Origin of the sequence: Streptomyces litmocidini, assembly GCF_014649755.1 — a bacterium.
Classification (GTDB): Bacteria; Actinomycetota; Actinomycetes; order Streptomycetales; family Streptomycetaceae; genus Streptomyces; species Streptomyces litmocidini.
On the sequence record NZ_BMTQ01000015.1, the window covers coordinates 165,552 to 188,809 of the forward strand.

Consider the following 23,258-nt stretch of genomic DNA (forward strand, 5'->3'; position numbering starts at 1 on the left):
TGGTTTCGCGGCCGAGAAACGTCGGGCCGCCGGCCGCTCGACCCCCACCGCGGCCACCCTCTGCCGGTCAATCCCCAAGGAGAGTCCCAGAGCCATGAAGAAGCCGATCAGAAACCTCGCCGTCGTGGCCGGAACCGCTTCGGCCGCGTTCGCCCTGGCCGTGAGCCCCGCGTCGGCGGTGGCGTCCACGGTCTGGACCGTCAGCCCGTCCCCGGCCAGCATCACCGCGGTCAACAGCGGGAACATCGTCCTCAGCGTCAACGGCATCGCCATGACGTGTACGAAGTCGAACGGTTCGGGCTCCGGGCAGAGCACCACCGGCAACCCGGCGACCGTCGGCACCATCAACTCCATCGCCTTCGGCGCCAGCGGCACGCCCTGCACCAGCGTGCTGGGCCCCGTGACCGCCGTTCCGACCACCCCCTGGACGATCGTGGCGCAGGACTACACCGCCTCGACCGGCGTCACCAAGGGCTACGTCGGCAACGTCGACGCCACGGTGACCGTCGGCGCCTGTGTCTTCCGCGTGACGGGCAAGGCGTCCAGCACGTACACCAACTCGACGGGCGCGCTCGCCGTCAACAGCGTCGCGGGCGAGCTCACCGTCGTCTCGTCGAGCGGCTGCGGTTCGGCCGTCCCGGTCGGCGCCAAGCCCACCTTCAAGGGCACGTACCTGTTCAAGGTGGCGGGCACCACCACCATCCCGACGATCGTCGGTTCCAACCCGTAAGGACGCAGGGACCCGCGTCCGTCCGGCCGGCGACCCCGGCCGGGCGGGCGCGGACCTGTGCGCGCCCTTCGCCGGCCTCCCTTCCCCGTCGGCGCACGAACGACCCGAGCGGAGCAACAGATGAGAGGCCCCGGGCCCACCCCCCGACCTTCCCGTGTCCGCGCGCGCGGCGCGACGATCGCCGCGTTCGTGGCGCTCGCCCCCCTGCTCCCGGCCGCGGCCGTCGCCGTCGGGACGCTGAAGGTCGACACCGCGCTGCCCTACGTCTGCACCCTGCCCTCGGGGCAGCAGCCGGCGACGGTACGGATCACGGCGGCCTTCCCCGACCGGGCGGCCCCCGGCGAGGAGATCAGGCCCACCGACGTCACCACGACGGTGGAACTCCCGGCATCGGCCGGCCTCACCGCCTCCCTGGGCCCGACCGTACGGGCGGAGACCCGGCTCACGGTCGACGTGGCCCAGAACGAGCAGCGCGCGCGGGCCACGTGGAGCGGTACGGCGCAACCCCTCGACGTTCCCGCCGAGGGGGCCCTCGTGGTCACCACGACCGGCGACGTGCCGACCCTGACGACGGGCACCGCCGGCGATCTGACCCTCACCGCGGCGGACCTCGCCCTCGACCTCGCGCCCGGCGCGGCCGACGGCTCGTCCACCACCCCGGCCCCCCTCTCCGTCGGCTGCGTCCCCGGTCAGGACGCGGAGGGCCGGACGCCGCTCGCCACGGTCCCGGTCGGTGCCGGCCCCGGCACCGGGGAACCGAGCGCTCCCCCCGCGTCGCCGTCCGCCCCTTCGGCGCCCCCCTCCTCCCCCTCCTCCGGGCCGTCCTCCCCCTCGGGACGGACGGTCCCGGCGAGGCCGGGAACGGCGGAGGGGACGGGCCGTGCCCCGGAGGTCCCGCGGGCCGGACAGCGGGCGGGCGGGGGCGGGGGCCTGACGGTGACCGAGGGGGACGCGCCCGGCACCCCGGAGGGCCGGCCGGCCGCGCCGCCCTGCGTGACCGAGAACCCGACCCCCACCTCGCTGTCGGCGTACATCACCGGCTACTCCAACGTACGGAAGCTGAACGGCGCCACCGTCATTCCGGTGTCCTGCGTCCTGATCGAGCAGGGCCAGCCGGAGTTCGTCATCCAGCCGGACGGAAGCATGCACCTGCTCACCCCGTCGGTGGGAAACCTCTCGTACCAGGGGCGCAAGCAGACCCCGCCGTTCAGGGCCACCTTCCTGACGTTCGGCTTCGCCCCGACCACGGCCACCATGGTCCTGGAGCAGACGGGGCCCCTGACCGTCGACTCGGACGTCCTCCTGGTCTTCCCCGACAACCTCTCGGAGACGTACATCCGCGCCCGCTTCGTCCTGCGCGTCCTCGACGTCCGGGTGAACGGCACCCGACTGGACGTCGGGCCCGACTGCCGCACCGAGAAGCCGCTCACCTCCCCCGAGCCCGACCCCGTCAAGCACCCCGGTGACCACCTCGTGCTCCTGGGCAAGGGACAGCTCATCAACGGCACGGACGCGACCGGCTACCTCCTCACCGGCGGCGGTCCGCTCACCGGCGAGGTGTCCATCCCCGCCTTCAAGGGCTGCGGCGCCGGCGGCGAGAACCTCGACCGGCTCCTCACCGCCTCCATATCCGGCCCCGGCAACCACATCAGGCAGATCCAGGGTCAGACCTGCGCCGTGGGCGTCGACGTGCCCACCGAGGGCCAGTGCACCGGGGACCGCCAGCCGTACGTGGTCCCCAAGCCCGAACGCTGAACCGATCCGCCCTGTCCCCCTCCTCCCGACGGAAGGCATCCGCCATGTCCCTCGTCTCCTCCCGCACGAGACTCGCCACCCTCTCCGCGCTGACCGCGCTCGGCGCCTTCGTCTCCATCGGCACGGCGACCGCTGCCGCTCCGCAGCTGAACGGCGCCTGGGCCCCGTTCGACCGCTGCCCCGTCGACGCCCCCGCGATGCTCGCCGCCGACGGCCTCGACCGGTCGACGCAGTGCGTGTCGTCCTCCTCCGCCGGCGGATCCATCAAGCTCGGCAACACGACCGTCGTCACCGGGAGGACGAACCTCCAGTTCGGTGTGATCCAGAACGCCGACGGCACCAACACCGTCGTCCCCCCGCCCGCCGGCTCGCTCATCGCGGACTCCGCCACCGTCCCCGGCGGTCTGCTCGGTCTGATGTGTCCGAGCGACATCCCGTTCATCACCGACATCTGCCGGCAGCTGTCGGACGCCGACCTCAACAAGATCACCGCCACCGTGGAATCGGTCGGCACGCCCTCGGAGTTCGACCAGATCGCGGGCGTCCTCACCGACATGCCGATCGTGCGGATCCCGGTCCGCATCCACCTCCAGAACCCCTTCCTCGGCAGCAACTGCTACATCGGCACGAAGTCCAACCCGATCGTGCTGCGCCCGAGCAACCTCACGTCCCCCGACTTCTCCGTGGAGCGCTACAACGGCGACGGCTCCCCGAACGAGGAGGGCGACATGAGCCGCCTGAACATCCTCGGCTCCACCCAGGTCGACAGGACCTTCGCCGTCCCCGGCGCCAGCGGCTGCGGGCTCGGCCTCGGCCTCGTCAACGGCGCGGTCAACCTCAAGACCGGACTGCCCGCCGCCGCCGGCAGGAACAGCATCACCCTCGACAACACCCAGACGTACCTGACCGGTCTCTACGCCCCCGGCGTCGTCGCTCCCGACGCCGGAAAGGTGTTCTCGCAGAACTGGCACTCGGCCGTCAGGTAACGGCCATCCAGGGTCGATTCCCGGCCTACTCGGGCGGCACACGGGCCCCCTGGACGCCAACTCTTGCGCAAGTTGTGTACAGCACACAGCAGTTGATTTAGCTTCAGCAGTCCCCGTTGGTACGCACCTGACGGCCGAGGCGGCGCCCACCCCCCACGGTGGGCGCCGCACCGCCGCTCCCCACCGGTCGCGCAGGAGAGCAAGGGATCGGTCATGCCCGCAACCGCACAGTCATCGAGCATCGGCGAGCCGCTCGACCCGCTCCCCAGGGAGTTCGCCGCCCTGATGAGACCGGAGATCCCGGGCCTCATCAAGGAGATCGGTGTGGAGGTCCAGCGGACCTATCCCGTGTACGCCCACCTCTTCAAGGGACCCCACTCGGACGCGATCCGCCAGGGCGTGGAGCAGGCGCTCGCGGCCTTCGTGGAGCGGGTCGCGGACCCCGGGCGGAACTCGGCCCTCCGGGACGAACTGATCCGCAAGTTCGGCCGGGTGGAGGCCTACGAGGGCCGGGACCTCGACACCCTGCAGGGCGCCTACCGCCTCGGCGCGCGCATCGCGTTACGCCGGGCCAAGAGCATCGGACGCACGTACAACCTCTCCCCCACCCTGATCCTGGCCTTCGCGGACGCCCTCTTCGCCTACGTCGACGAGCTGGAGGCCCTCTCCCGCGAGGGCTACCTCATGGTCCAGGCGCGCGCCGTGTCCGATGTGGCGGCCCTGCGGAGGCAGCTCCTCCACCTGGTCGTCGCCGGTCCGCCGCTGCCCCGGGCGACCATCGCCGAGCTGTGCAAGGAGGCCTCCTGGCAACTCCCCGCCGAGTGCACCCTGGTGGCCCTCCGCCCGCCGGTCGCCGAACTCGTCCAGGCGGGCCTGGACCGGGACGTCCTGGCCGACCTCAGCCTCCCCGAGCCGCATCTGCTCATCCCCGGCCCGCTCACCGCGCAGCGCCTCGCGATGCTCGACTCGGCCCTGGCCGGCACCCCCGCCGTCGTCGGCCTGACCGTGCCGCCGGTGCAGGCCGCGCACTCCATCCGCTGGGCGCGGCACGTCCTGCGGCTCATCGACGACGGCATCGTGGCGGACGCCCCCCTCGTGCACTGCGAGGAGCATCTGACGACGTTGTGGCTGTTGTCCGATCCGGCCCTCACCGCCCAGCTCGCCGCCCGCGAACTGGCCCCGCTCGACGGGCTGTCCGGCACACGGCGCGAGCGGCTGATCGAGACCCTGCGCGTGCACGTCTCCACGCGGGCCCCCGCCGAGCAGGTCGGCGAGATGCTGGGCGTCCACGCCCAGACGGTCCGCTACCGCCTGCGGAACCTGGACAACCACTTCGGCGACCGGCTCCTCGACCCCGACCACCGGTTCGCCCTGGAGGCGGCCCTGCGCTCGCTCCACCTCCAGGGCGGGAAGCGCGCGGACTGAGGGAGGCGCACCTCTCGACGGGGCGTCAGTCGCGCCGCCAGTCGGGGTGCACGCGGATCTCGATGTCGTCGGAGGAGGGATCCGGCGCCGGGTCGGCCGTCACGCGCACGCTCAACGGGCGGCCGCTCCCGGCCTCGACGAAGGCCAGCGGCGGGCGGCCGTCCTGCAGGTACGCGTCGCCCCACCGGATCAGCGAGAGGAAGACCGGCAGCAGGTCCTCGCCGGCCCCGGTCAGCCGGTACTCGTCGCGCGCCCGCTTCCCCGGCTCCCGGTAGGGAGTGCGTGCCACGACCCCGGCGGCCTCCAGCTGCTTGAGCGCGCGGGACACCGAGGGCGCGGAGGCCCCGATCCTCGTCACGAAGTCCTCGAACCTGGTGGTGCCGTAGAAGCATTCCCGCACGACCATGAAGACCGTCCGGGTGCTGAGCAGGTCGAGCACCCGGGCGGCGGAGCACCCGTCGCCGATCGACCACGCGTCCCGGTCGCTCAACCGCTTCTCGAACCTCATCGCCACTCGCCCATTGTAACTAATGCTTGCGTTACTCAGCCATGGCGTGTTTGCATCTGACTAACGAAGACGTTATCCAGATGAGGAGCATGCCGTGGTTGCGGTGGCGGGCAGGGTGGTCGTGGTGACCGGTGGACGGCGGGGGCTGGGAGCCGCGCTGGTGGACGAGGTGCTGGTGCGCGGGGCGGCCAAGGTGTACTCCACCGCCCGCTCGGCGTACGCCGACGAGCGCCCCCGGGTGGTGACCGTCCCGCTCGAGGTCCGCTCGGAGGAGTCGGTCGCCGCCCTCGCCGAGATCGCCGCGGACGCCGAGATCGTGTTCAACAACGCCGGGGTCCTGCACCCCGCCCCGCTGCTCACGGGTGACGTCGAGCAGATGACCGAGACCTTCGACGTCAACGTCTTCGGCCCGCTGCGGGTGGCGCGGGCGTTCGCACCGGTCCTCGCCGCGAACGGCGGCGGAGCGCTGGTGAACATGCACTCCGTCCTGTCGTGGCTGGCGGGGGCCGGGGCGTACGGCGCCTCCAAGGCGGCGGCCTGGTCCCTCACGAACTCGCTCCGGCTCGAACTCGCGCCGCAGCACACGCACGTCGTCGGCGTGCACGCCGGATTCATCGACACGGACATGGTCTCCGCCCTCGAACGGAGCAAGGCGAAGCCCGCCGACGTGGCCGCGCGGATCGTCGACGGACTGGAGGCCGGGGACGCGGAGGTGCTCGCCGACGACGTCAGCGCCACCGTGAAGGCCGCGCTCTCCGGCCCCGTGGAACACCTGGCCTTCCCGGCTGCCTGAAACCCTCACGAAGGAGCGACGAACCGCCATGCCCCTGTGGACCGTTCACCACACGCCCGGGATCTTCTCCGCCGAGGAGAAGCACCGGCTCGCCTCGACCGTCGCGGACCATTACGAGAAGGTGGGGCTGCCCCGCTTCTACGTGGTCACGCTCTTCCACGAACTCCGGCCCGAGGACTTCCACGTCGGCGGGGAGCCCGTCCCGGCCGGGGTCCGCATCACCGTCGACCACATCGCCCGGCGCAACCCCGACGAGGACAGCAGGCGCAGGACCGCCCGCTGGATCAGGGAGATGCTGCGCCCCCACCTGGAACGGCACGCCGGCCTCCACTGGGAGTTCCACGTCGACGAGACCAGCGAGGAACTCTGGATGATCAACGGGCTCGTGCCTCCGCCGGGCGGCTCGGAGGCCGAACGGCACTGGGCCCGGCAGAACGCAGCCACGCCCTACTGATGCGCGGGCCCGCGCCCCGCTGCCGCGCGGGCCGGCCCGGGGCGTCCGCCACGGCGACGCGGTCGTCCGCCCCGGTGCGCAGGCGCGCCGGGGCGGACGTCCCTCACCCCACGGGCACGGTGATCTCCCGCTTGAGGATCTTGCCGCTCGGTCCCAGCGGCAGCGCGTCCGTCAGCCAGACCCGGCGCGGGTACTTGTAGGCCGCCACGCGTTCCTTGACGTACTCCCGCAGCTCGTCGGGGAGGGCCTGCGCGCCGGGACGGAGCACGACCGCGGCCGCGACCTCCTCGCCCAGTTCGGCGTGCGGGACGCCGACCACGGCGGCGAGGGCGACGGCCGGGTGCTCGTGGAGGACCTCCTCGATCTCGCGCGGGTAGACGTTGTAACCGCCGCGGATGATCATGTCCTTCTTGCGGTCGACGACGTACAGGTAGCCGTCCTCGTCGGCGCGGGCGAGGTCGCCGGTGCGCAGCCAGCCGTCGGGGACGGCGGCCTCCGTCTCCTCCGGGCGGTTCCAGTACCCCTTCATCACGTTGGGGCCCCGGACGGCCAGTTCGCCGATCCCGCCGGGGGCCACGTCCTGGCCCTCGTCGTCGAGCAGCCGCACCTCGACGTCCCGGATGGGGGTGCCGATGGAGCCGGCCTTGCGCGGCCGGTCGGGGTGGTTGAAGGTGACCACGGGGCTGGTCTCGGACATGCCGAAGCCCTCCAGGACGGGACAGCCGAAGCGCCGCTCGAAGCCGTGCAGGATCTCCACCGGCAGCGAGGCGCCGCCGGAGATGCACATCCGCAGCGTCGACACGTCCGCCTCGGACGGGTGCTGCAGCAGCGCCGCGTACATGGTCGGCACGCCCTCGAACACGGTGGCCCGCTCGCGGGCGACGGCCTCCAGGACGGCCCCCGGGTCGAAGCGCGGGATCATGACGAGGGAGGCGCCGCTGCGGACGGCCGCGCTCATGGTGCAGATCTGGCCGAAGATGTGGAACAGCGGCAGGCAGCCGACCACCACGTCCTCCGGCGCCATCCGCTGGATGTGGATGCTGTTGACCTCGGTGTTGTGCCGGAGCCCGGCGTGGGAGAGCACGGCGCCCTTGGGGCGGCCGGTGGTGCCGGAGGTGTACAGCAGGACGGCCATGTCCTCGTCGTCCGTGTCGGCGACCCCGGGCAGCGGCTCGTACCCGGCCAGCGTCGCGGCGAAGGCCGCCGGTTCGACGGCCGTGTGCCGCACTCCCGCGGCGGCCGCTCCCCGCGCCCCCTCGCCCGGCGCCTGGTGCCACTCGAAGAGCCGCACGGCGCCGGAGTCGGCGAGGTGGAACTCGGTCTCCCGGGTCTTCAGGAGCGGGTTCATCGGCACGACGACCGCCCCGGCGCGCAGGACGCCGTAGTACAGCACGACGAACTCGGGAACGTTCGGCAGCATCAGGGCGACGCGGTCCCCGGGCCGCACTCCCTCGGACCTGAGCAGGGCTGCGGCGCGGGCGCTGCGCTCGTCCAGCTCCGCGTAGGTGATGACCTGCTCCCCCAGGCGCAGCGCCGGGCGCTCGGGCTGCCGCCCCGCCGTCTCCACGAGGAACCCTGCCAGATTGGCCATGACCCGCCTCCGTTACACGGAACCGCCGAATGTTTACATCGTCGACATCTTGCAGCCGTATGCGGTCGCGGCCTATGGCCGGAGTGACAACGCACAACGCCCTGGATTGTCCCCCGTCACAATGTCAGGGCGTTAAGCTGCGGAGATGATCCTTTCTGGTGTGGCGGAGACGCTGCAGGCGGGGCTTCCGGAACTGGGCGAGCGGATGGCGCTGCGGATCCGCGCGGACGTCGAGGCGTACAAGGACGAGTCACTGATCCCCCTGGACTCGCTGCGCGACTCCTGCACCGCCAACGCGGACCTCATCCTCGCCCACCTCCGCCTCGGCGGCCCCCCCGACGCGAGTTCGGCCCGCGAGACGGGGCGGCTCCGCGCGGAGCAGGGGGTCCCGCTGGCGGACACCCTGCACGCGTACCGGATCGGCTCGCAGCTCCTGTGGACGGAGATCCTCGCCGAGGCCCGCGCCCGCCCCGAGGTGTCCGACGAACTCCTGCTGTCGGAGTCGACCGAGTTCTGGGCGTTGTCCGGGCTGTACGCGGAGGCGGTGGCGGTGGCCTACCGGGAGGCGGCCGCGGAACTCACGTCACAGGGGCAGGCCCGGCGTTCCGCCCTGGTGGAGGCGGTGTTCACCGGCGTCGTCACCGACCGCACGCTGTGGGAGGCCGCCCGCGAACTGGAGCTTCCCGAGCACGGGCCCTACGCGGTCGCCGCCGCGAAGGCCGGCGCTCCCGGCGAGGAACCGCTCACCGGTGCGGAGACGGCGCTGCGCCAGGCGCACCTGCCCTCCGCGTGGCGGCTCCTGCCGGACGAGCAGCTCGCCCTGATCGCCCTGCCCACGGAGGCGGCGGAGACGACGTGCCTGCGCATCCTCCGCCGGACCCGCGCCCGCGTGGGCTTCAGCCCGCGCTTCCGGTCACTGCGGGACACGCCCCGGGCCCTGCGCTTCGCCCGTCTCGCGCTGGCCGGCCTGGAAGGCACCGGACCCGGCGTGGCCCGCTTCGACGACAACCCGCTGGCGATGGTCGTCGCCGCGGCTCCGGCCGAGGCCGCGCACCTGACGGAGGTGGTGCTCCGGCCGGTGCTCGACCTTCCGGCCGCGGAGCGGTCCCGGCTCCTGCGCACCCTGGAGCACTGGTTCGCCGCCGCGGGCTCGGCCGGCGGTGCGGCGCGGAGCCTGTTCGTCCATCCCAACACCGTGCGCTACCGCCTGCGGCGCGTGGAGGAGTTGACGGGCCGTTCCCTCTCCGATCCGCGAGCGGCGGCGGACGTCGGCGCGGCACTGCTCGCGGTCCGCAATCGGGGGACGAGCTGAGCCGTCCGGCGCGGGGGTCGCCCCTCGCCGGCGTCATTCCTCCTCGACGATGTGCATCGCGGCTTCCTCCGCGGACGCCGCCCCGCCCGCCAGGCCGAGGTCCCGGGCGTTCGGTTCCGGGCCGACGGGGCCCGTGCCCTCGTCCTCGGACACCAGGCGGCCCGCACGCCGGCCGCCGACCTGGTCGTCCAGGAGCTCCCCGTCGGTGTCCGTCGTGTCGCCGAGGCCGTCGCCGTCCAAGGGGGAGATCTCGGGCTCCTCCTCCGCCAGACGCTCGTCCAGGGTTTCGCCACGCTGCCGTTCGGCCGCGGTCACCCCCGCGTGCTGGACCCCGAGGGGCCGTTCCGGGGGCGAGTACCCCTCGTCGAACGGGTCGCCGAGCGGCCCTTCGAGGGTGTCCTCGTAGTCCAGGAGGCCGACGTCCTCCCGGATCTCGCTTCCGTCGGGCTGGTAGACGTCATCGCCCCACGCTTCCGCCTCGGTCATGGGGAACTCCGTTCCTTCGGCGGGACGACGGCTCGGCCCGGGTTCACTCCTCCCGTTCGAAGTCGGCCTTCGCCCGCTCGTCGTCGCGATCGGACTGGGCCTGTGCGTACAGGTCGTGCACGAATCTCCGGGCGTCATCCGGTGAGATGCCGACGCCGAGTCGGAGCAGCCGGCCCGTCCAGGAGCCGAGCGGGTCGTCGGGTTCGGTCATGGCGTCTCCTGGGGGAGTGTGGTCGACGCCGACCGGTCCGGTCGCGCGGCGGGTCACGACGGGGCGGCCCCGGCCCGTTCCGTCGGCGTGGACCGGCCGGGAGGCGACCGCCGTCCCGGGCACGGGCCGTACGGCTTCGGGGCCCGTCCGGCCTCGTGCCGGTCCGGGCCGCGCGTCCCCGGCGTGGGGCGCCTTCGGCGGGCGTCGAGTCCCTGTTCTCCCTTCCATGGTCCCCGCGTCCCGGGCAAACGCAACCCGGTGTGTCCGCGGCGACGTCCGCGGTTCCCGACGGACCGCGTGACCGCCGGAAGCACGCGTGACCGGGTCGTCAAGCGACCCATTCCCGCAGCAGCTTCTCCCGCTGCGCCGGGCGGGGCGTTCCGCCCTCCCACGCGCGGCCCCACGCCGACATCGCCGCCAGCGTCGTGGACATCGTCGCGGCACCCTCCGTGAGGCGGTTCAGAAGGGCGCGGGAGAGGTCGGCCTCGGTCGGGGAGTAGCCGACGGCCGCGGCCGCGTAGGCCTGCAGCTCGTGCTCGCCGTCGTGCGATTCCAGGACCGTCGTCATCAGCGGCGGGGCTTCGCCCAGACCCGTGCCCACCGTCATGGCCAGGTTCATCACCATGTCCAGGGCCACGTCCGTGACCACGCCGACCTGCCGCTTCAGGGACTTCACGGGGACGTCCGCCACCGTCAGGGCACATACGTCCTCCCACAGGTGGAGGCCGGCCTGCCCGTCGCCGAGGGCCACCACGCCCTCAGGGGTCAGGCGTACCCCGGGCGCCGAACCGGACGGCTTCGCGCCCACGTACACATCGCCCTCGGCGATCCAGAACAGGCCCACCATGGCCATGGCTTGCTCGCTTCCCCCGACGACGGCACACCGCCGTCGTGTCACACGTCCGGAAGATCAGGTCGCCCTCCGGAACGTGCGGAAGGGCCGGGAGGTTCCCCCTTCCCGGCCCTTCCGCACGGCTCCCGCCCTTCCCGGCTCCGTGTTTTCCGTCCCTCCTCCCCGGGCGACGGCACCCCCGTCGTCGCCCGCGCACGGTCGCGTACGGTTCGCGCTCGGCCATCCCGTCCCGTTCCGGGCGGTGTCCACGGAGTCCCGCGATCCGGCCCCCTGGCGGTTCGTCGCACGGATAACCGGTTGCCCAGGGCCCCGGGCCGTGGTTCCCATGGACGATCACGACCACACCGTCCGAGGGAGACGTCACTCCGATGAACACGCCGGCACCGCCGTCCGCAGCCGGGTCCGTGGACGGGCCGCCCGTCCGCCTGGGCGCGCTCGCCCCGTTGACGCGGCCCGGCTGGGTCGAGGCGGGGCGACACCTCCTCGCGGGACTCGACCTGGCCGTGCACGAGGTCAACGACGCGGGCGGGATCGACGGCAGACCGCTGGAGCTGCTGGTCCGGGACACCGCGGCCGATCCGGAGCGCGCCTCCGCCGCCGTGGCCGAACTGGCGGACCTGGGCGTGGCCGCCGTCGCGGGCGAGTACCACAGCGTCGTCGCCCGCGCCGCCGCCACCCGGGCCGACGCCCTCGGCGTGCCGTTCCTCTGCTCGTCCGCCGTGCTCGACGCCCTGACCGAGGAGCCGACGCATTGGGTCGCGCGCCTGTCCCCCGTCCAGTCCCGTGGCTGGCGGAGCTACGCGGACTTCCTCCTCTCCACGGGCCGGCACCGGATCGCCGTGGCGACCCAGCCGAGCCCCTACTGGGCGTCCGGCACCCGCATCCTGCGGGAACGCCTCGCCTCCCGGGGCGGCACCGTCGTCGAACTCGACGTCACCGCGCTCGCCCCCGGGGCCCTGTGCGACGCGCTCGCCGACCACGGGGCCACGGCGCTCCTGCTGCTGGTCGGCACTCCGGAGCCGGCGGTGCCGATCGTCAGGGCCGTCCGCGCCGACCGGCGGCTCGCGGACCTGCTGGTCGGCGCCCCCGCCGGACAGCCGGAGTTCGCCGGATGGGCCGCGGAACTCGGCGCGGACGGCGCCGGGATCCCGTTCCTGCGCTACCTGCCCGAGGACCTCGGACCGCTCGGCGACCGCGTCGGGAAGCAACTTCGCGAGCGGCTGGGCGAGGAACCGTCGTTCGTCGCCTTCGAGGGCTGGGACACCATCACCGTCCTCGCCGCGGCGCTCCGTTCCCACGGTACGGAGCGGGCGGCCGTCGCGGGGGCGTGGCCGCACGTGACGGTCGAGGGGACCCGCGGGCCGGTCCGGTTCTCCCGCACACCGGGCATCGACGTGTGGCAATGGGCCGGGGCGCCCGTCCGGATCGTCGACCGGGACCCGGCGGATCCCGGCCGTTTCCGCGTCCTGCGCACCGGCTGAGCGGGGCCGGCGTCCGGTCGACCGGGCGCCGGACCACCTTCATTTCAACGATCAACTGAACACAAGTCAATCAAATAAAGGAAGATTTGGACGATTATGTTCCGTTCCTCCTGGCTAGTCGCAGGAGGACCACGACAACACCAGGAGGGTGAACATGATCGCCCACGAACAGATCGCCACCGTACTGGACCACCCCGTATACGACACCGAGGGCAAGAAGATCGGCGACGCCAAGCACGTGTTCGTCGACGACGCCACCGGCCGCCCCGCATGGGTCACCGTCAAGACCGGATTGTTCGGCACCAGCGAATCCTTCGTCCCGATCAAGGACGCCTCCATGGTCGACGACCACTTGGAGGTCCCCTACCCCAAGGACCGGGTGAAGGACGCTCCGCACGTCGACGTCGACGGCGGGGGCCACCTCGACGCGAGCGAGGAGCAGCGCCTCTACGAGTACTACGGCATCGCCTGGGACGAGGCGTGGCAGCGGGCGAACCAGCCCGGCGAGGAAGGCTGGGCCCACGGCACCGCCGACACGGCCGGAACCGCGGGCATGACGGGCGCCGCGGGCACCGCCGGCATGGCGGGCACCGCCGGAATGCGCGACCGGGACGGAGACGGCCTCGGGGCGAGGGACGGGGGGAGGGCCCGCGCGGACGCCTCGGTCGGCGACGACACCATGACCCGGTCCGAGGAAGAGATGCACGTCGGCACCGAACGGGTCGAGACCGGCCGCATCCGGCTGCGGAAGTACGTCGTCACCGAAGAGGTCCAGCAGACCGTGCCGGTCCGCCACGAGGAAGTGCGCGTGGAACGTGAGCCCATCACGGACGCCAACCGGGAACAGGCCCTGTCCGGGCCCGAGATCTCCGAGGCCGAGCACGAGGTGATCCTCCACGAGGAGCGCCCCGTGGTCGAGACCCGGACCGTCCCCGTCGAGCGGGTCGGACTCCGTACGGACGAGGTCACCGACGAGGAGACGATCACCGGCCAGGTGCGCAAGGAACGCATCGACGTGGAGGCCGGCGACGACGCCGACCCGTCCGAGGACCCCGACAGGAGGCGCGGCCACTGACCGCACGCCCCCGCCCGTCCGGCCCGCCCCCGGGCCGGACGCGGCGCGGGAACGCCGGCGGCCGTCGGCCGGACTCGCCGCCCACCGGAACGCGGAACTCCTCGCGACGGTGGGCGGTCTCGACGTCGTGGCGCATCCGCGCCGGCCGAACCGGAGGCGTCGACGGCAAGGCTGACGGCCCGTCCGGCCGCCGGTGACGGTCCGGCGGCCGGGACCCGGCCCGGTCCGATCCCCGCGACGGCTAGGCTGACGATCATGAAACCGGCGATCTCCCGTGACGCGGTCCCCCGGCCCCTCCTCCTCGGCGCCGTGGAGGCGACGTCCGATCCGGCGCTGCGGGAGGGGCTCGCGGACTCGGCCCATCGGATCCTGTCGGACCTGGTCGGGGAAGGCGCGGCCCTCGGCTGGGTCGAACCGCCGTCGCGGGACGAGGTGGTGGAGCTCCTGGACCACGTCCTCTCCGCCGTACGGGCGGGGGACGCGGCCCTCCGGCTCGCCTACGTCGGCCACCGGCTGGTCGGGTTGGGGTACTGGGTCCGCTACGCCCGGCCGACCCATCGGCCGCACGCCGATCTGGAGAAGGTCGCGGTGGATGCCACCGCCCAGGGCCTCGGCATCGGCCGGGCGCTGACCGACTCCCTGATCGCCGACGCCCGGGAGACCGGGATCGAGGTCCTCACCCTGGACGTCCGGGGCGACAACGCCGGTGCCCTGCGCCTCTACCGGTCGCTGGGCTTCACCGAGTACGGCCGTCTGGCCGACTTCGTGGCGGTCGGCGAACGCCGCTACGACAAGGTCTTCCAGATGCTGGACCTCCGTCGGCAGGGCTGACCGCGGGCACGCGCCCGCCTCGCCCCTGAGCACGGAAGCGGTGCCGCCCCCTCCGGGCCGTCCGCCGGAACGCCCCGGGACGACGACGCCCGGCCCCACCCGCGGACGGGAGCAGGGCCCCGTCCGCGGGTGGGGCCGGGGGCATGTCCCGGCGGACGGCTCCGGTCAGTCCTCCACGCGGAGCAGAAGCTTGCCCGTGGAGCCGCGTCCGCCCAGGAGCCGATGGGCCCCGGCCGCGTCGGCGAGGGGGAACTCGGCGGTGACGGGAAGGGTCACGGTCCCCTCGGAGACCGTGCGCAGGGCGCGCTCGGTCAGGGCGCGCGCGGCGGCGGGGGCCGTCCGGGCGAGCGTCAGCACGGAGAAGCCCGCGACGGAGTGCCCCTGACCGTACAGTTCGGGCTGGCCCACCTGCCACGGGGCGCCGCCGCCGGCGTTGCCGAAGGAGACCAGGCGTCCGAAGGGGGCCAGGGCGCCCAGCCCTCGGCGGAGGGTCTCTCCGCCCACGGGGTCGAGGACGAGGTCGACTCCCCTGCCGCCGGTGGCCCGCCGGACGTCCTCGACGAAGGCGTCGGGGAGGAAGACCTCGTCGTAGCCGTACTCCAGGGCGTACGCGGCCTTCGCCTCGGTGGAGGCCACGCCGTACACGGCTCCGGCGCCGGCGGCCCGGGCCAGTTGGCCGACGGCCGTGCCGATGCCGCCCGCCGCCCCGTGCACGAGCACGCTCTCGCCCGCCCGCAACCGCCCCACCTCGTGGATCAGGGCGTGCGCGGTCGGCAGGACCGTGGGAAGCGTCGCCGCGGTCCTCGGGTCCAGCCCCTCGGGGAGCGGGAAGACGGCGTCGGCCCGGGCGAGGGCCACCTCGGCGTAGCCTCCCCCGTCGACGAGGGCGGCGACTTCCCGGCCCACCTCGATGCCGACGACCCCCTCGCCGACGGCCCGGACGCGACCGGAGACCTCCAGGCCGGGCCGGTAGGGCAGTTCGTCGACCCGGTATCCCTCCGCGCGGGCCTTGACGTCGGCGAAGTTCACTCCCGCCCAGGCGACGTCGATGGCCACCTGCCCCGGTCCCGGCCCGGGTTCCGTGGCCTCGACGAGCCGCAGGACCTCGGGGCCGCCGTACTCGTGGAACTCGATCGCGCGCATGGAGGAACCACCCTTCAGGGGAGCTCGGACGGGGAGCCCGAACAGAGTGTTCAACGAAAAGCGAACACTCGGACTGTATGATGGTCATCGAACACAGGGCAAGCGGATCGGTCGCGACACGGGGAGTGAGCGGGATGCCCGAGCAGCCTGGGGCCAGGAGCCACCGACCGGCGCCCGCGCACACGCACCCCGACGACGTCGTCCTGCTCTCCGCGCTCTCCGCGCTCGCCGACCCCGTCCGCATCCGGCTGATCCGCGAACTGGACTCCCGGCCCGACTGGACGCTCAGCTGCAGCGACTTCGACGTGCCCGTCGGCAGGGCCGCCAAGAGCCACCACTTCACCGTCCTGCGCGGCGCGGGTCTCGTCGAGCAGCGCGATCAGGGGCCGAAACGGCTCAACCGCCTCCGCCGCGAGGAGTTCGACGCCCGCTTCCCCGGTCTCCTCGAACTCATCCTGCGCGAAGACGACCTGGGCTGAAGGGCGGGGCGCCCCACGCCGGGGGACGGGGGCGGCGTGGAACGGCAGACCGTCCGCGCCCCGGTGGAGACGGTCCCGGCGGGCCGCCGGACTCCGGAGGCGGACCGCCGTCAGCCGACCTGGTCGGACGCCGAGACCCGGAGGGCCTCCAGACCGGTCGTGGCGAGCAGATCGGCGATCAGTTCCTCGGAACCGCAGACGTACGTACTGGCCAGGTCGGTGTCGCCGCCCACGCACCAGGCGCGGTCCTGCGGCCACCACAGGTCGGGCAGTTCGGCGAACGCCTCCAGGAGTTCGGGGGACACGGCGTCGGCCAGCGTTCCGGACAGCAGGATCTCGTCCCTCTCCGGAGTCGGGAACGTGGGAATCCCGTCCCAGTCCCAGCGGCCGTACCCGTGCCACAGGCCGTACCAGCAGTGGTCCGGGGTGCCTGTGTGGCGCGCGAGGACGGGGATCAGGACGCGCGCCACGCCGACGGGCGTGGGGCCTTCGCCGGGGCCCTCGTCCCACACCCCGGGCAGGCCGTGGTCCCCGCCGTTCTGGTGGAACGGCTCCACTCCGATCACCTCGTGCCAGTTCGTCAGCGGCCCGACCCTCCGCCCGTACGCGGCGGCCACGGTGTCCCAGCGGACCGGACGCCCGTCGAGCTCCGCGGGGTGCAGCACCCGGGCGTACGCCGGGAAGCCGGGCGCGGCGACGCCGGCGACCGTGCCGAAGTCGCCGTACCCGGGGCGGCGCTCGGTCAGCCAGCGCGCCGGACCGAGGTCCTCGTCCTCGACGCGCAGGCGCCCGTACGGCATGGGGCCGGGTTCACTGCCCAGGTGCGTCCATCCGTCCATGCGCACAGTCTGCCCCCCCGGGTCTCCCCGCCGCCCCCTTGGGCCACCAAGGTCGTCGGCCCGGTCGTGAGCGCCGCGTCGCCGGGCGGGGGCGGACGGCGGGGTTACGGTCGGCGGCATGGTTGGTGATCGTCAAGGATGGCTCCGGTGTCTGCTCGCCGGGGCCGTGTTCGTCGTGGGGATGACCGGCACCACGCTGCCGACTCCGCTCTACCCCCTCTACCAGGAGAAGTTCGGGTTCTCCGAGCTGACGGTGACCGTCGTGTACGCCGTGTACGCCTTCGGCGTCATCGGCGTGCTGCTGCTCGCGGGCAACGCCTCGGACGGCGTCGGCAGGCGGCCGACCCTGTTCTGGGGGCTCGGGTTCGCGGCGGCGAGCGCCGTCTGCTTCCTGTGCGCCGACGGGCTGGGCTGGCTGTACGCGGGCCGGCTGCTGTCGGGCCTGTCGGCCGGCCTGTTCACCGGGGCCGCGACCGCGTACGTCATGGACCTCGCCCCGCCCGGCGGCCAGTCCCGGGCGACGTTCGTGGCGACGGCCGCGAACATGGGCGGGCTGGGCTGCGGGCCCCTGCTCGCCGGGCTGCTCGCGGAGTACGCGCCGGAACCGCTGCTGCTCCCGTTCGCCGTCCACCTCGCCCTGGTCGCCGTGTCGGCGGTCGTCCTCCTGCGGCTGCCGGAGACCGTACGGGATCCCCGGCCGCTGACCACCGTACGGCCACAACGGCCGGCCCTGCCCGCGGAGGTGCGCCCGGTGTTCGTGCCGGCGGCCACCGCCTCCTTCGCCGGGTTCGCCCTGTTCGGGCTGTTCACCTCGGTCAGCCCCGCCTTCCTCGGCCGTTTCCTGCACGTGGACAACCACGCGGTGAGCGGACTGGTCGTCGCGCTGGCCTTCTTCGCCTCCACCGCCGGGCAGCTCGCCGTCGGCCGCTTCGGGGTGTCCCGGTCCCTGCCGCTGGGCTGCGCCGTGCTCTTCGCCGGGCTGGCCTTCCTGGCCGGGGCGCTCTCCGCGGAACTGCTGGTGCTCGTGGTCCTCGCCGCCGTCGTCGGCGGGATCGGCCAGGGGCTCTCGTTCCGCGCGGCGATGTCCGCCGTCGCCGCGGCCGCCCCGGTGGAGCGGCGTGCGGCGGTGATCTCGGCCCTGTTCCTGGTCGCCTACACGGGAATCTCGATCCCCGTCATCGGGGTCGGCCTCCTGACCGGGCCACTGGGCCTGGAGGAGGCGGGCCTGGTGTTCACCGGCTGCATGCTGGTGCTGGTCACGTCGGCCGCGGTCTACCTGCTGCGGCGGCCGGTGCGGACGGGAGAACGGTGAGACCCCCGGTCCGCCCGGCGATCGCCGGCCGCGGCCGTCCTCACATGGGGAGCGAGAGCAGACGGACCTCTCCCGGGGGCCAGGTCACGCCGTCGCGCAGGGGCGTCCACATGGTCCGCAACGGCATGACCACGGCTCCCCCGGGTTGCTCGACGTGGACGTCCCGGTCGAGGGCCCGCCAGCCGAGCCGCTCGTAGAGGGGGACGAGCGGAGGACGGCAGAAGAGGAGCCCGTGCCGTGGCCCCAGCGTCCGCGCGTGGTCCACGGCCGCCGATACGACCGCCCGCGCCAGCCCGTGTCCGCGCAGGTCGGGGGCGACCGCCACACCGCCGAGGCCCACCGCCGGGGTGTCGACGCCGTCGATCGACAGGGGAAGCCGCAGCAGGCCGGCGTGGGCGACGAGGCGGCCGTTCCGTCTGATGCCGAAGTGGTCCTCCTTGGGCAGCCAGGTCAACCCGGCGTCCGCGACGCCGAAGGGGTCGGGGCCGTCGCCGAGCATCTCGTTCTGCTCGGCCTTCGTGTACTCCGCGAGCCGCACCACGGCCGGGGGCGCGGGGAAGTGGCGATCCGTCATCCCGCCATGGTCCCGCACCGGCCCGTCCCTGGTCGGGTGAGGGCCGGGCCCTGGCCCGCCGAGGGACGGGCGGCGTGCGGCGTCCTCCCCGGCGGTGGAACCGCACGGTGCCGGAGTGCGTCCCCTCCCCGGCCGGCCCCCGCCGTCCTCCGCTCCGACGACACGGGGCACCTGCCCGAAGAGCCGCGCTGGAACGGCTTCCCTCCCGAGCTTTCCGTCCGACGCGGTGACGGCCTTCCTCTGCCGGGTAGGGGCGGGCCGGGAGGCGTGGTCCGGAGCCGACCGGTCCGGATCGTGGTCACCCAAGGCCCTTGCCCGGGACCGCCGCAGTCACCATGATCATCGAGAAGAGACGCAAACCCCTGAAAGGTTCTGAGCCCATCATGCGAGTCAAAGCCTTCGACCACCTGGTGCTCAACGTGACCGACGTCGACAAGGCCCTCGAGTTCTACACCGGCGCCCTGGGCCTCGCCCCCGAGCGCGTCGAGGAGTGGCGGGCCGGCGAGGTGTCGTTCCCCTCCGTACGCATAGACGAGCACACCGTGATCGACCTCTTCTCCCGTCCGCGGGGCGAGTCCAACGTCGACCACATCTGTCTGGTCGTCGACCCCCTGGACTGGCAGGAGGTCATCGACTCCGGCACGTTCGACGTCCTGGAGGGCCCGGTCCCGCGCTGGGGCGCACGCGGCTCCGCCCAGTCGGTCTACGTGAAGGACCCCGACGGCAACACGGTCGAACTGCGCTGGTACCCGCAGGACGTCGAGGACTGAGCCGCACCCGCCGGTCCCGCGCGTGCCGGCCGGGCGAACGGGCCCTGCGCCCGACCGGCCGGACGTGTCCGGTGGGTCACAGCACGGGGATCCGGGGACAGCCGGCTCCCCCGCCCGCTAACGTACCGGCGAGTAGCAAGTGGGGCAGTCCCACGGGTGCGAGGGGAGCGGGCCATGGACCGGCAGTGGAGCCTTGAGGAGAGCACGGTCGTCGACGCGCCGCCGGCGGTGGTCTACCGGTTGGTGTCGGACCTGCGGAACATGGGGCGGTGGAGCCCCGAGTGCCGGTCCGTGTGGGTGTTGCGCCCTCCGGTCCGCACCGGCTCCCGGTTCATCGGGTTCAACCGGCGCGGGCCTTTCCTCTGGCCGACCGTCGGACGGGTGGCCCGGATGAGTCCGGACAGCGAGTTCGTCTTCGACATCAGCGTCTTCGGGCTCCCGATCGCCCGCTGGGGCTACCGGTTCGAACCGGAGGGCGCGGGGACGCGGCTCACCGAGTTCTGGCAGGACCTGCGGACCGACGGGTACCGGGCCCGGGCCGCCGACCTGCTCGGAACGGTCTTCGCGGGGACGAACCCGGCCCGGCGGGTCGCGCTCAACCGGGCCGGGATGCGCACCACGCTCGAACGCATCGCGAGGACCGCGACGGCCGGCGCCTGATCGCCCGGGCGATCAGGCGCCCCGGCGGGCCGGACGCCGACCGTCTGCCGACGGGGGCCTACGACTCCCGCGTGCGCCGGCCGGAGAGGGCCCGGCCCAGGTCCAGCACGCTCAGACCGAACATCAGGACGCCCAGGGGGACGTGGAGGGACGGCTCGTGCGCGATGCCCAGCACCACCTGCACCGAGGCGAGGACCAGGAAGCCGGTCGCGTACAGGACGGGTCGGGGCGAGCCGCCGCCCGGCTTCCAGGCGAGGACCGCCGCCAGCACGTACAGCATCGTGGCGCCGTACATCACGCGCGCTCCGACGCCGTGCAGCAACTCGCCCCGAGGCGAGGTCAGAAGCAGTCCTGCGGTGGCTGCCTGGAAGAAGACGGTCAGGGTCTGGAGGGCGATCGAGACCCGCAGGAACGTGCGGCTGCTGTCCCGTACTGCCGTGGTCTGCGCGGTGGTGGCCATGACTCGGTCCTCTTCTTCTGCCTCGCGGCGGTGGCTCGGTAGTCTCTCGAACGGTCCGACGACGCGGGCCCGGGAAATGTGAGGTGCCGGAGGTGCCGGAGGAGCGAGATCCACGTCACACCGCGAAGGTCCGAGGAAGCAGGGAGCGGCCGCGATCATGAGCGCCCCCGACGAACCGGTGCGCGACGGGACCGAGCCGGACCTCGCCGTGGTCGTCGGCGAGCGGCGCCGGCTGATCAACCTGGGCTACCGGCTGCTCGGTTCGTCGACCGAGGCCGAGGACGCCGTACAGGAGACGTACGCCCGCTGGTACGCGATGTCGCCGCGGCAGCGGAAGGCCGTCGAATCGCCGGAGGCCTGGCTGACGACGGTGGCCGGCCGTGTCTGTCTGGACATGCTCGGCTCGGCGCGGTCCCGGCGCGAGCGCTACGTCGGGGCGTGGATACCGGAGCCGTTGCCCGACCGCGCGGAATGGGGCGGCGGACGGGCGGACGCCGGACGGTCCGGGCCGGCCGACCCCGCCGACCGGGTCACCCTGGACGAGTCGGTGGACATGGCGTTCCTCGTCGTGCTGGAGTCGATGACACCGGCCGAGCGCGTGGCGTTCGTCCTGCACGACGTCTTCGCGTACCCCTTCGCCGAGGTCGCCGAGATCGTCGGCCGGTCCCCCGCCGCCTGCAGGCAGTTGGCGTCCTCGGCACGGCGCCGGATCCGCGCGGAGGGGAGGCCGGCCGGGCCGCCGACCGGACAGGCCGCCCTGGTGCGGGACTTCAAGGAGGCGTGGGAGGCCAAGGACATCAAGGCCCTCGTCGGCCTCCTCGCCCCCGACGCCACGATGACGGCCGACGGCGGCGGTCTGGTCGGCGCCGTGCTGCGCCCCGTCGAGGGCAGCGCGCTCATCGCCCAGTACGTCGTCCACATCGCCGACAAGGCCCCGGGCCTCACGCTCCTCGAGCGCACCGTCAACGGCAGGCCGGGCCTGGTCGCCCAGAACTCGGGGGTCACCGTGACCGTGGCGGCGTTCGACCTCGCCGACGGCCGCATCAGCCGCATCTGGGCGGTCCGGAACCCGGAGAAGCTCCAGGCGTGGAGGGACGACGCGGCGCATTGAGCCGTGGCCGGGTCGCGGATCGGTTCCCGGACCTCCCCGGTGGCCGGATCCACCGGGGATCACGTCGGCGAGCCGCGTCCGATCGTCACGCTCGTCGGGCCGCCCCTCCTGCACGTCGGCTTCGCGTCCGTGCGGGCCCCCGGCGGGCCCCGCTCACGCGGAGGGGGACAGCCGCTCGCGCACCCAGGCGGGATCGGGGTTGACGAACGGCCGGCCCGAGACGACGACGGTCGGCACGGTCTCGTCGCCGCCGTTCGCCGCCCGCACCACCGCCGCGCCGGCCGGATCCCGCCAGATGTCGACCCAGTAGAACTGGCGGGCACGGCGGCCCAGTCGGAGGCGCAGGCGCAGGCAGTACTTGCAGCCGGGCCGCCAGTAGACGATCGGGCGGCCGTCGGCCGCACTGAGGCGCTGCGCCTCCGACGCTTCCGTGGTCCTCGGGAAGACCAGGGGCGAGTGAGCGACGGCGAGCAGTACGAACAGAAGCAGCAACACCGCGGTTCCCACGGGTTTCCCGTCGGAGATCGACCCCGCCGCGGCGAGCGAACCGCAGAGCAGGAACAACACCGGCAACATCCAGACACGCCTCATGACGACGCAGGTTACCGACCGGCTCGGGGCGTGGCGACGGGGCCGGCCCCGTCGGGGTGTGGGGGGTGTGCCTTCGCGAGGGCTGGAGGTCGCCTCGCGAGGGCCGGGTGTCGCTTCGCGAGCGAGGCGGCCGGGCTCCGGTCGGCGCCCCCGCCGGACGACACGGGGTCAATCGACCGATCGATGCGGAGCGGAACCATCCGGATAGCCTGGGCTCGGGACGACGGTCGGCTTCGAGGAGTGGACGGTGGGGATGGACGGGCGATCGCCGATCGACGCGGAAGCGGCCGACCCGGACGCCGGCTGGCTCGCGACCGTGATGCACGTGGCGTTCTTCGTCCTGCTCTGCTCGTCGCTGACCCGCTATCTGATCGTCCACCCCGGCACCCGTACGACCCCCTGGGTGATCGCCCTCGCCGTCGCCCTGGCCCTGCTGTACGTGCTCGGTCCGGTCCTCGGCCCCCGGCAGTCCGACGGAGGCGGGGCTCCTGCGGGCCCGGCCCCCAGGCTCTGGCTGACGGCCGTCATCGGAGTGTGGTTCACCCTCGTGGTCCTCGCGCCCAGCTTCGGCTGGTGCGTCGTACCGCTGCTCTACACCAGCCTGCGCTCCCTGCGCACCCGGTCCGCGATCGCCCTGGTCGCGCTGATCACCCTGTGCGTCGTGGCCGCTCAGCTGAAACTACGGCTCCGCTTCGGCTTCGACCCGAACCTGATGTTCGCCCCGTTCGCCGGGGCCGCCGTCGCCACCGCCGTCTTCCTCCACTCCCAGCGGCAGGCCGCACGGCAGCGGGCGCTCATCGACGACCTGATCCGCACCCGCCGGGAACT

25 protein-coding genes and 1 pseudogene are annotated in these 23,258 nt (G+C 73.3%); 16 read left to right on the forward strand and 10 right to left on the reverse strand.

Annotation, left to right across the window (positions count from 1 at the left end; genetic code table 11):
- Positions 1-94: 94 nt before the first annotated feature.
- From IE180_RS27920 to IE180_RS27935, 4 genes are all read left to right on the forward strand, one after another.
- The gene (locus tag IE180_RS27920; protein ID WP_190159721.1) at positions 95-730 is read left to right on the forward strand and encodes a hypothetical protein; all 636 of its coding nucleotides are present in this window, start codon (positions 95-97) and stop codon (positions 728-730) included.
- A 189-nt stretch (positions 731-919) separates the two neighbouring features.
- Positions 920-2,485 (forward strand): DUF6801 domain-containing protein, encoded by a 1,566-nt coding sequence (locus IE180_RS27925; protein ID WP_373302832.1) that lies wholly within the window; start codon positions 920-922, stop codon positions 2,483-2,485.
- A 44-nt stretch (positions 2,486-2,529) separates the two neighbouring features.
- Positions 2,530-3,471, forward strand: coding sequence for a hypothetical protein (locus IE180_RS27930; protein ID WP_190159723.1), 942 nt, complete (start codon positions 2,530-2,532; stop codon positions 3,469-3,471).
- A gap of 213 nt (positions 3,472-3,684) precedes the next feature.
- Complete coding sequence (locus IE180_RS27935; protein ID WP_190159724.1) at positions 3,685-4,896, forward strand: PucR family transcriptional regulator; 1,212 nt, start codon at positions 3,685-3,687, stop codon at positions 4,894-4,896.
- A 25-nt stretch (positions 4,897-4,921) separates the two neighbouring features.
- Here IE180_RS27935 and IE180_RS27940 read toward each other — a convergent pair whose 3' ends face one another.
- Positions 4,922-5,404 (reverse strand): winged helix-turn-helix transcriptional regulator, encoded by a 483-nt coding sequence (locus IE180_RS27940; RefSeq protein WP_229860981.1) that lies wholly within the window; start codon positions 5,402-5,404, stop codon positions 4,922-4,924.
- Positions 5,405-5,498: 94 nt separating this feature from the next.
- On the opposite strand from IE180_RS27940, the gene IE180_RS27945 reads away from it, so the two are divergent.
- Both IE180_RS27945 and IE180_RS27950 read left to right on the forward strand, forming a co-directional pair.
- Complete coding sequence (locus IE180_RS27945) at positions 5,499-6,197, forward strand: SDR family oxidoreductase (RefSeq protein WP_190159726.1); 699 nt, start codon at positions 5,499-5,501, stop codon at positions 6,195-6,197.
- Positions 6,198-6,225: 28 nt separating this feature from the next.
- Positions 6,226-6,651 carry a tautomerase family protein gene (locus IE180_RS27950; RefSeq protein WP_190159727.1) on the forward strand — a complete coding sequence of 142 codons (426 nt, stop codon included), beginning with the start codon at positions 6,226-6,228 and terminating at the stop codon, positions 6,649-6,651.
- A 103-nt stretch (positions 6,652-6,754) separates the two neighbouring features.
- On the opposite strand, the gene IE180_RS27955 is transcribed toward IE180_RS27950, so the two are convergent.
- Entirely contained in the window at positions 6,755-8,242 is a 1,488-nt protein-coding gene (locus IE180_RS27955; protein WP_190159728.1) for a long-chain-fatty-acid--CoA ligase, read from the reverse strand.
- Positions 8,243-8,387: 145 nt separating this feature from the next.
- On the opposite strand from IE180_RS27955, the gene IE180_RS27960 reads away from it, so the two are divergent.
- Complete coding sequence (locus tag IE180_RS27960) at positions 8,388-9,554, forward strand: PucR family transcriptional regulator (protein ID WP_190159729.1); 1,167 nt, start codon at positions 8,388-8,390, stop codon at positions 9,552-9,554.
- Between the two features lie 33 nt (positions 9,555-9,587).
- On the opposite strand, the gene IE180_RS27965 is transcribed toward IE180_RS27960, so the two are convergent.
- The 3 genes from IE180_RS27965 to IE180_RS27975 all read right to left on the reverse strand — a co-directional run bounded on the left by IE180_RS27965 (position 9,588) and on the right by IE180_RS27975 (position 11,104).
- Complete coding sequence (locus IE180_RS27965; RefSeq protein ID WP_190159730.1) at positions 9,588-10,040, reverse strand: DUF5709 domain-containing protein; 453 nt, start codon at positions 10,038-10,040, stop codon at positions 9,588-9,590.
- Positions 10,041-10,083: 43 nt separating this feature from the next.
- On the reverse strand, positions 10,084-10,251 hold the full coding sequence (locus IE180_RS27970; protein WP_190159731.1) for a hypothetical protein: 168 nt from the start codon (positions 10,249-10,251) through the stop codon (positions 10,084-10,086).
- Between the two features lie 328 nt (positions 10,252-10,579).
- Positions 10,580-11,104: a hypothetical protein gene (locus tag IE180_RS27975; RefSeq protein ID WP_190159732.1), complete on the reverse strand. Its 525-nt coding sequence runs from the start codon at positions 11,102-11,104 to the stop codon at positions 10,580-10,582.
- Between the two features lie 368 nt (positions 11,105-11,472).
- On the opposite strand from IE180_RS27975, the gene IE180_RS27980 reads away from it, so the two are divergent.
- From IE180_RS27980 to IE180_RS27990, 3 genes are all read left to right on the forward strand, one after another.
- Positions 11,473-12,585 (forward strand): ABC transporter substrate-binding protein, encoded by a 1,113-nt coding sequence (locus IE180_RS27980; protein WP_190159733.1) that lies wholly within the window; start codon positions 11,473-11,475, stop codon positions 12,583-12,585.
- A gap of 154 nt (positions 12,586-12,739) precedes the next feature.
- Positions 12,740-13,660 carry a DUF2382 domain-containing protein gene (locus tag IE180_RS27985; protein ID WP_190159734.1) on the forward strand — a complete coding sequence of 307 codons (921 nt, stop codon included), beginning with the start codon at positions 12,740-12,742 and terminating at the stop codon, positions 13,658-13,660.
- A 255-nt stretch (positions 13,661-13,915) separates the two neighbouring features.
- Complete coding sequence (locus IE180_RS27990) at positions 13,916-14,491, forward strand: GNAT family N-acetyltransferase (RefSeq protein WP_190159735.1); 576 nt, start codon at positions 13,916-13,918, stop codon at positions 14,489-14,491.
- A 165-nt stretch (positions 14,492-14,656) separates the two neighbouring features.
- On the opposite strand, the gene IE180_RS27995 is transcribed toward IE180_RS27990, so the two are convergent.
- Positions 14,657-15,634 carry a quinone oxidoreductase family protein gene (locus IE180_RS27995; protein WP_190159736.1) on the reverse strand — a complete coding sequence of 326 codons (978 nt, stop codon included), beginning with the start codon at positions 15,632-15,634 and terminating at the stop codon, positions 14,657-14,659.
- Between the two features lie 134 nt (positions 15,635-15,768).
- On the opposite strand from IE180_RS27995, the gene IE180_RS28000 reads away from it, so the two are divergent.
- Positions 15,769-16,113 (forward strand): ArsR/SmtB family transcription factor, encoded by a 345-nt coding sequence (locus IE180_RS28000; RefSeq protein WP_190159737.1) that lies wholly within the window; start codon positions 15,769-15,771, stop codon positions 16,111-16,113.
- Between the two features lie 110 nt (positions 16,114-16,223).
- Here IE180_RS28000 and IE180_RS28005 read toward each other — a convergent pair whose 3' ends face one another.
- Positions 16,224-16,952, reverse strand: a complete 729-nt coding sequence (locus IE180_RS28005) for a hypothetical protein (RefSeq protein ID WP_190159738.1) — start codon at positions 16,950-16,952, stop codon at positions 16,224-16,226.
- 118 nt (positions 16,953-17,070) lie between these two features.
- Here IE180_RS28005 and IE180_RS28010 point away from each other — a divergent pair, with 118 nt between their 5' ends.
- On the forward strand, positions 17,071-18,264 hold the full coding sequence (locus tag IE180_RS28010; protein ID WP_190159739.1) for an MFS transporter: 1,194 nt from the start codon (positions 17,071-17,073) through the stop codon (positions 18,262-18,264).
- A gap of 40 nt (positions 18,265-18,304) precedes the next feature.
- Here IE180_RS28010 and IE180_RS28015 read toward each other — a convergent pair whose 3' ends face one another.
- Positions 18,305-18,838 (reverse strand): GNAT family N-acetyltransferase, encoded by a 534-nt coding sequence (locus IE180_RS28015; RefSeq protein ID WP_190159740.1) that lies wholly within the window; start codon positions 18,836-18,838, stop codon positions 18,305-18,307.
- Between the two features lie 383 nt (positions 18,839-19,221).
- Between IE180_RS28015 and IE180_RS28020 the strand changes: the two genes are divergently transcribed.
- Entirely contained in the window at positions 19,222-19,608 is a 387-nt protein-coding gene (locus IE180_RS28020) for a VOC family protein (RefSeq protein WP_190159741.1), read from the forward strand.
- Positions 19,609-19,782: 174 nt separating this feature from the next.
- Positions 19,783-20,268, forward strand: coding sequence for an SRPBCC family protein (locus tag IE180_RS28025; protein WP_190159742.1), 486 nt, complete (start codon positions 19,783-19,785; stop codon positions 20,266-20,268).
- Positions 20,269-20,326: 58 nt separating this feature from the next.
- Here the strand turns inward: IE180_RS28025 and IE180_RS28030 are convergent, their stop codons facing one another.
- Entirely contained in the window at positions 20,327-20,728 is a 402-nt protein-coding gene (locus IE180_RS28030) for a hypothetical protein (protein WP_190159743.1), read from the reverse strand.
- 157 nt (positions 20,729-20,885) lie between these two features.
- Here IE180_RS28030 and sigJ point away from each other — a divergent pair, with 157 nt between their 5' ends.
- The gene (sigJ, locus tag IE180_RS28035) at positions 20,886-21,839 is read left to right on the forward strand and encodes an RNA polymerase sigma factor SigJ (RefSeq protein WP_190159744.1); all 954 of its coding nucleotides are present in this window, start codon (positions 20,886-20,888) and stop codon (positions 21,837-21,839) included.
- Positions 21,840-21,992: 153 nt separating this feature from the next.
- Here the strand turns inward: sigJ and IE180_RS28040 are convergent, their stop codons facing one another.
- Positions 21,993-22,430, reverse strand: a complete 438-nt coding sequence (locus IE180_RS28040) for a glutaredoxin domain-containing protein (RefSeq protein WP_190159745.1) — start codon at positions 22,428-22,430, stop codon at positions 21,993-21,995.
- Between the two features lie 253 nt (positions 22,431-22,683).
- Between IE180_RS28040 and IE180_RS28045 the strand changes: the two are divergent.
- Positions 22,684-23,258, forward strand: a pseudogene (locus IE180_RS28045) (sensor histidine kinase); the annotation flags it as partial.

Coding starts and splice junctions, on each gene's coding strand:
- IE180_RS27920 (WP_190159721.1), top strand. CDS start 95: ATGAAGAAGCCGATCAGAAACCTCGCCGTCGTGGCCGGAACCGCTTCG.
- IE180_RS27930 (WP_190159723.1), top strand. CDS start 2,530: ATGTCCCTCGTCTCCTCCCGCACGAGACTCGCCACCCTCTCCGCGCTG.
- IE180_RS27935 (WP_190159724.1), top strand. CDS start 3,685: ATGCCCGCAACCGCACAGTCATCGAGCATCGGCGAGCCGCTCGACCCG.
- IE180_RS27940 (WP_229860981.1), bottom strand. CDS start 5,404: ATGAGGTTCGAGAAGCGGTTGAGCGACCGGGACGCGTGGTCGATCGGC.
- IE180_RS27950 (WP_190159727.1), top strand. CDS start 6,226: ATGCCCCTGTGGACCGTTCACCACACGCCCGGGATCTTCTCCGCCGAG.
- IE180_RS27955 (WP_190159728.1), bottom strand. CDS start 8,242: ATGGCCAATCTGGCAGGGTTCCTCGTGGAGACGGCGGGGCGGCAGCCC.
- IE180_RS27960 (WP_190159729.1), top strand. CDS start 8,388: ATGATCCTTTCTGGTGTGGCGGAGACGCTGCAGGCGGGGCTTCCGGAA.
- IE180_RS27965 (WP_190159730.1), bottom strand. CDS start 10,040: ATGACCGAGGCGGAAGCGTGGGGCGATGACGTCTACCAGCCCGACGGA.
- IE180_RS27970 (WP_190159731.1), bottom strand. CDS start 10,251: ATGACCGAACCCGACGACCCGCTCGGCTCCTGGACGGGCCGGCTGCTC.
- IE180_RS27975 (WP_190159732.1), bottom strand. CDS start 11,104: ATGGCCATGGTGGGCCTGTTCTGGATCGCCGAGGGCGATGTGTACGTG.
- IE180_RS27980 (WP_190159733.1), top strand. CDS start 11,473: ATGAACACGCCGGCACCGCCGTCCGCAGCCGGGTCCGTGGACGGGCCG.
- IE180_RS27985 (WP_190159734.1), top strand. CDS start 12,740: ATGATCGCCCACGAACAGATCGCCACCGTACTGGACCACCCCGTATAC.
- IE180_RS27990 (WP_190159735.1), top strand. CDS start 13,916: ATGAAACCGGCGATCTCCCGTGACGCGGTCCCCCGGCCCCTCCTCCTC.
- IE180_RS27995 (WP_190159736.1), bottom strand. CDS start 15,634: ATGCGCGCGATCGAGTTCCACGAGTACGGCGGCCCCGAGGTCCTGCGG.
- IE180_RS28000 (WP_190159737.1), top strand. CDS start 15,769: ATGCCCGAGCAGCCTGGGGCCAGGAGCCACCGACCGGCGCCCGCGCAC.
- IE180_RS28005 (WP_190159738.1), bottom strand. CDS start 16,952: ATGGACGGATGGACGCACCTGGGCAGTGAACCCGGCCCCATGCCGTAC.
- IE180_RS28010 (WP_190159739.1), top strand. CDS start 17,071: ATGGTTGGTGATCGTCAAGGATGGCTCCGGTGTCTGCTCGCCGGGGCC.
- IE180_RS28015 (WP_190159740.1), bottom strand. CDS start 18,838: ATGACGGATCGCCACTTCCCCGCGCCCCCGGCCGTGGTGCGGCTCGCG.
- IE180_RS28020 (WP_190159741.1), top strand. CDS start 19,222: ATGCGAGTCAAAGCCTTCGACCACCTGGTGCTCAACGTGACCGACGTC.
- IE180_RS28025 (WP_190159742.1), top strand. CDS start 19,783: ATGGACCGGCAGTGGAGCCTTGAGGAGAGCACGGTCGTCGACGCGCCG.
- IE180_RS28030 (WP_190159743.1), bottom strand. CDS start 20,728: ATGGCCACCACCGCGCAGACCACGGCAGTACGGGACAGCAGCCGCACG.
- sigJ (WP_190159744.1), top strand. CDS start 20,886: ATGAGCGCCCCCGACGAACCGGTGCGCGACGGGACCGAGCCGGACCTC.
- IE180_RS28040 (WP_190159745.1), bottom strand. CDS start 22,430: ATGAGGCGTGTCTGGATGTTGCCGGTGTTGTTCCTGCTCTGCGGTTCG.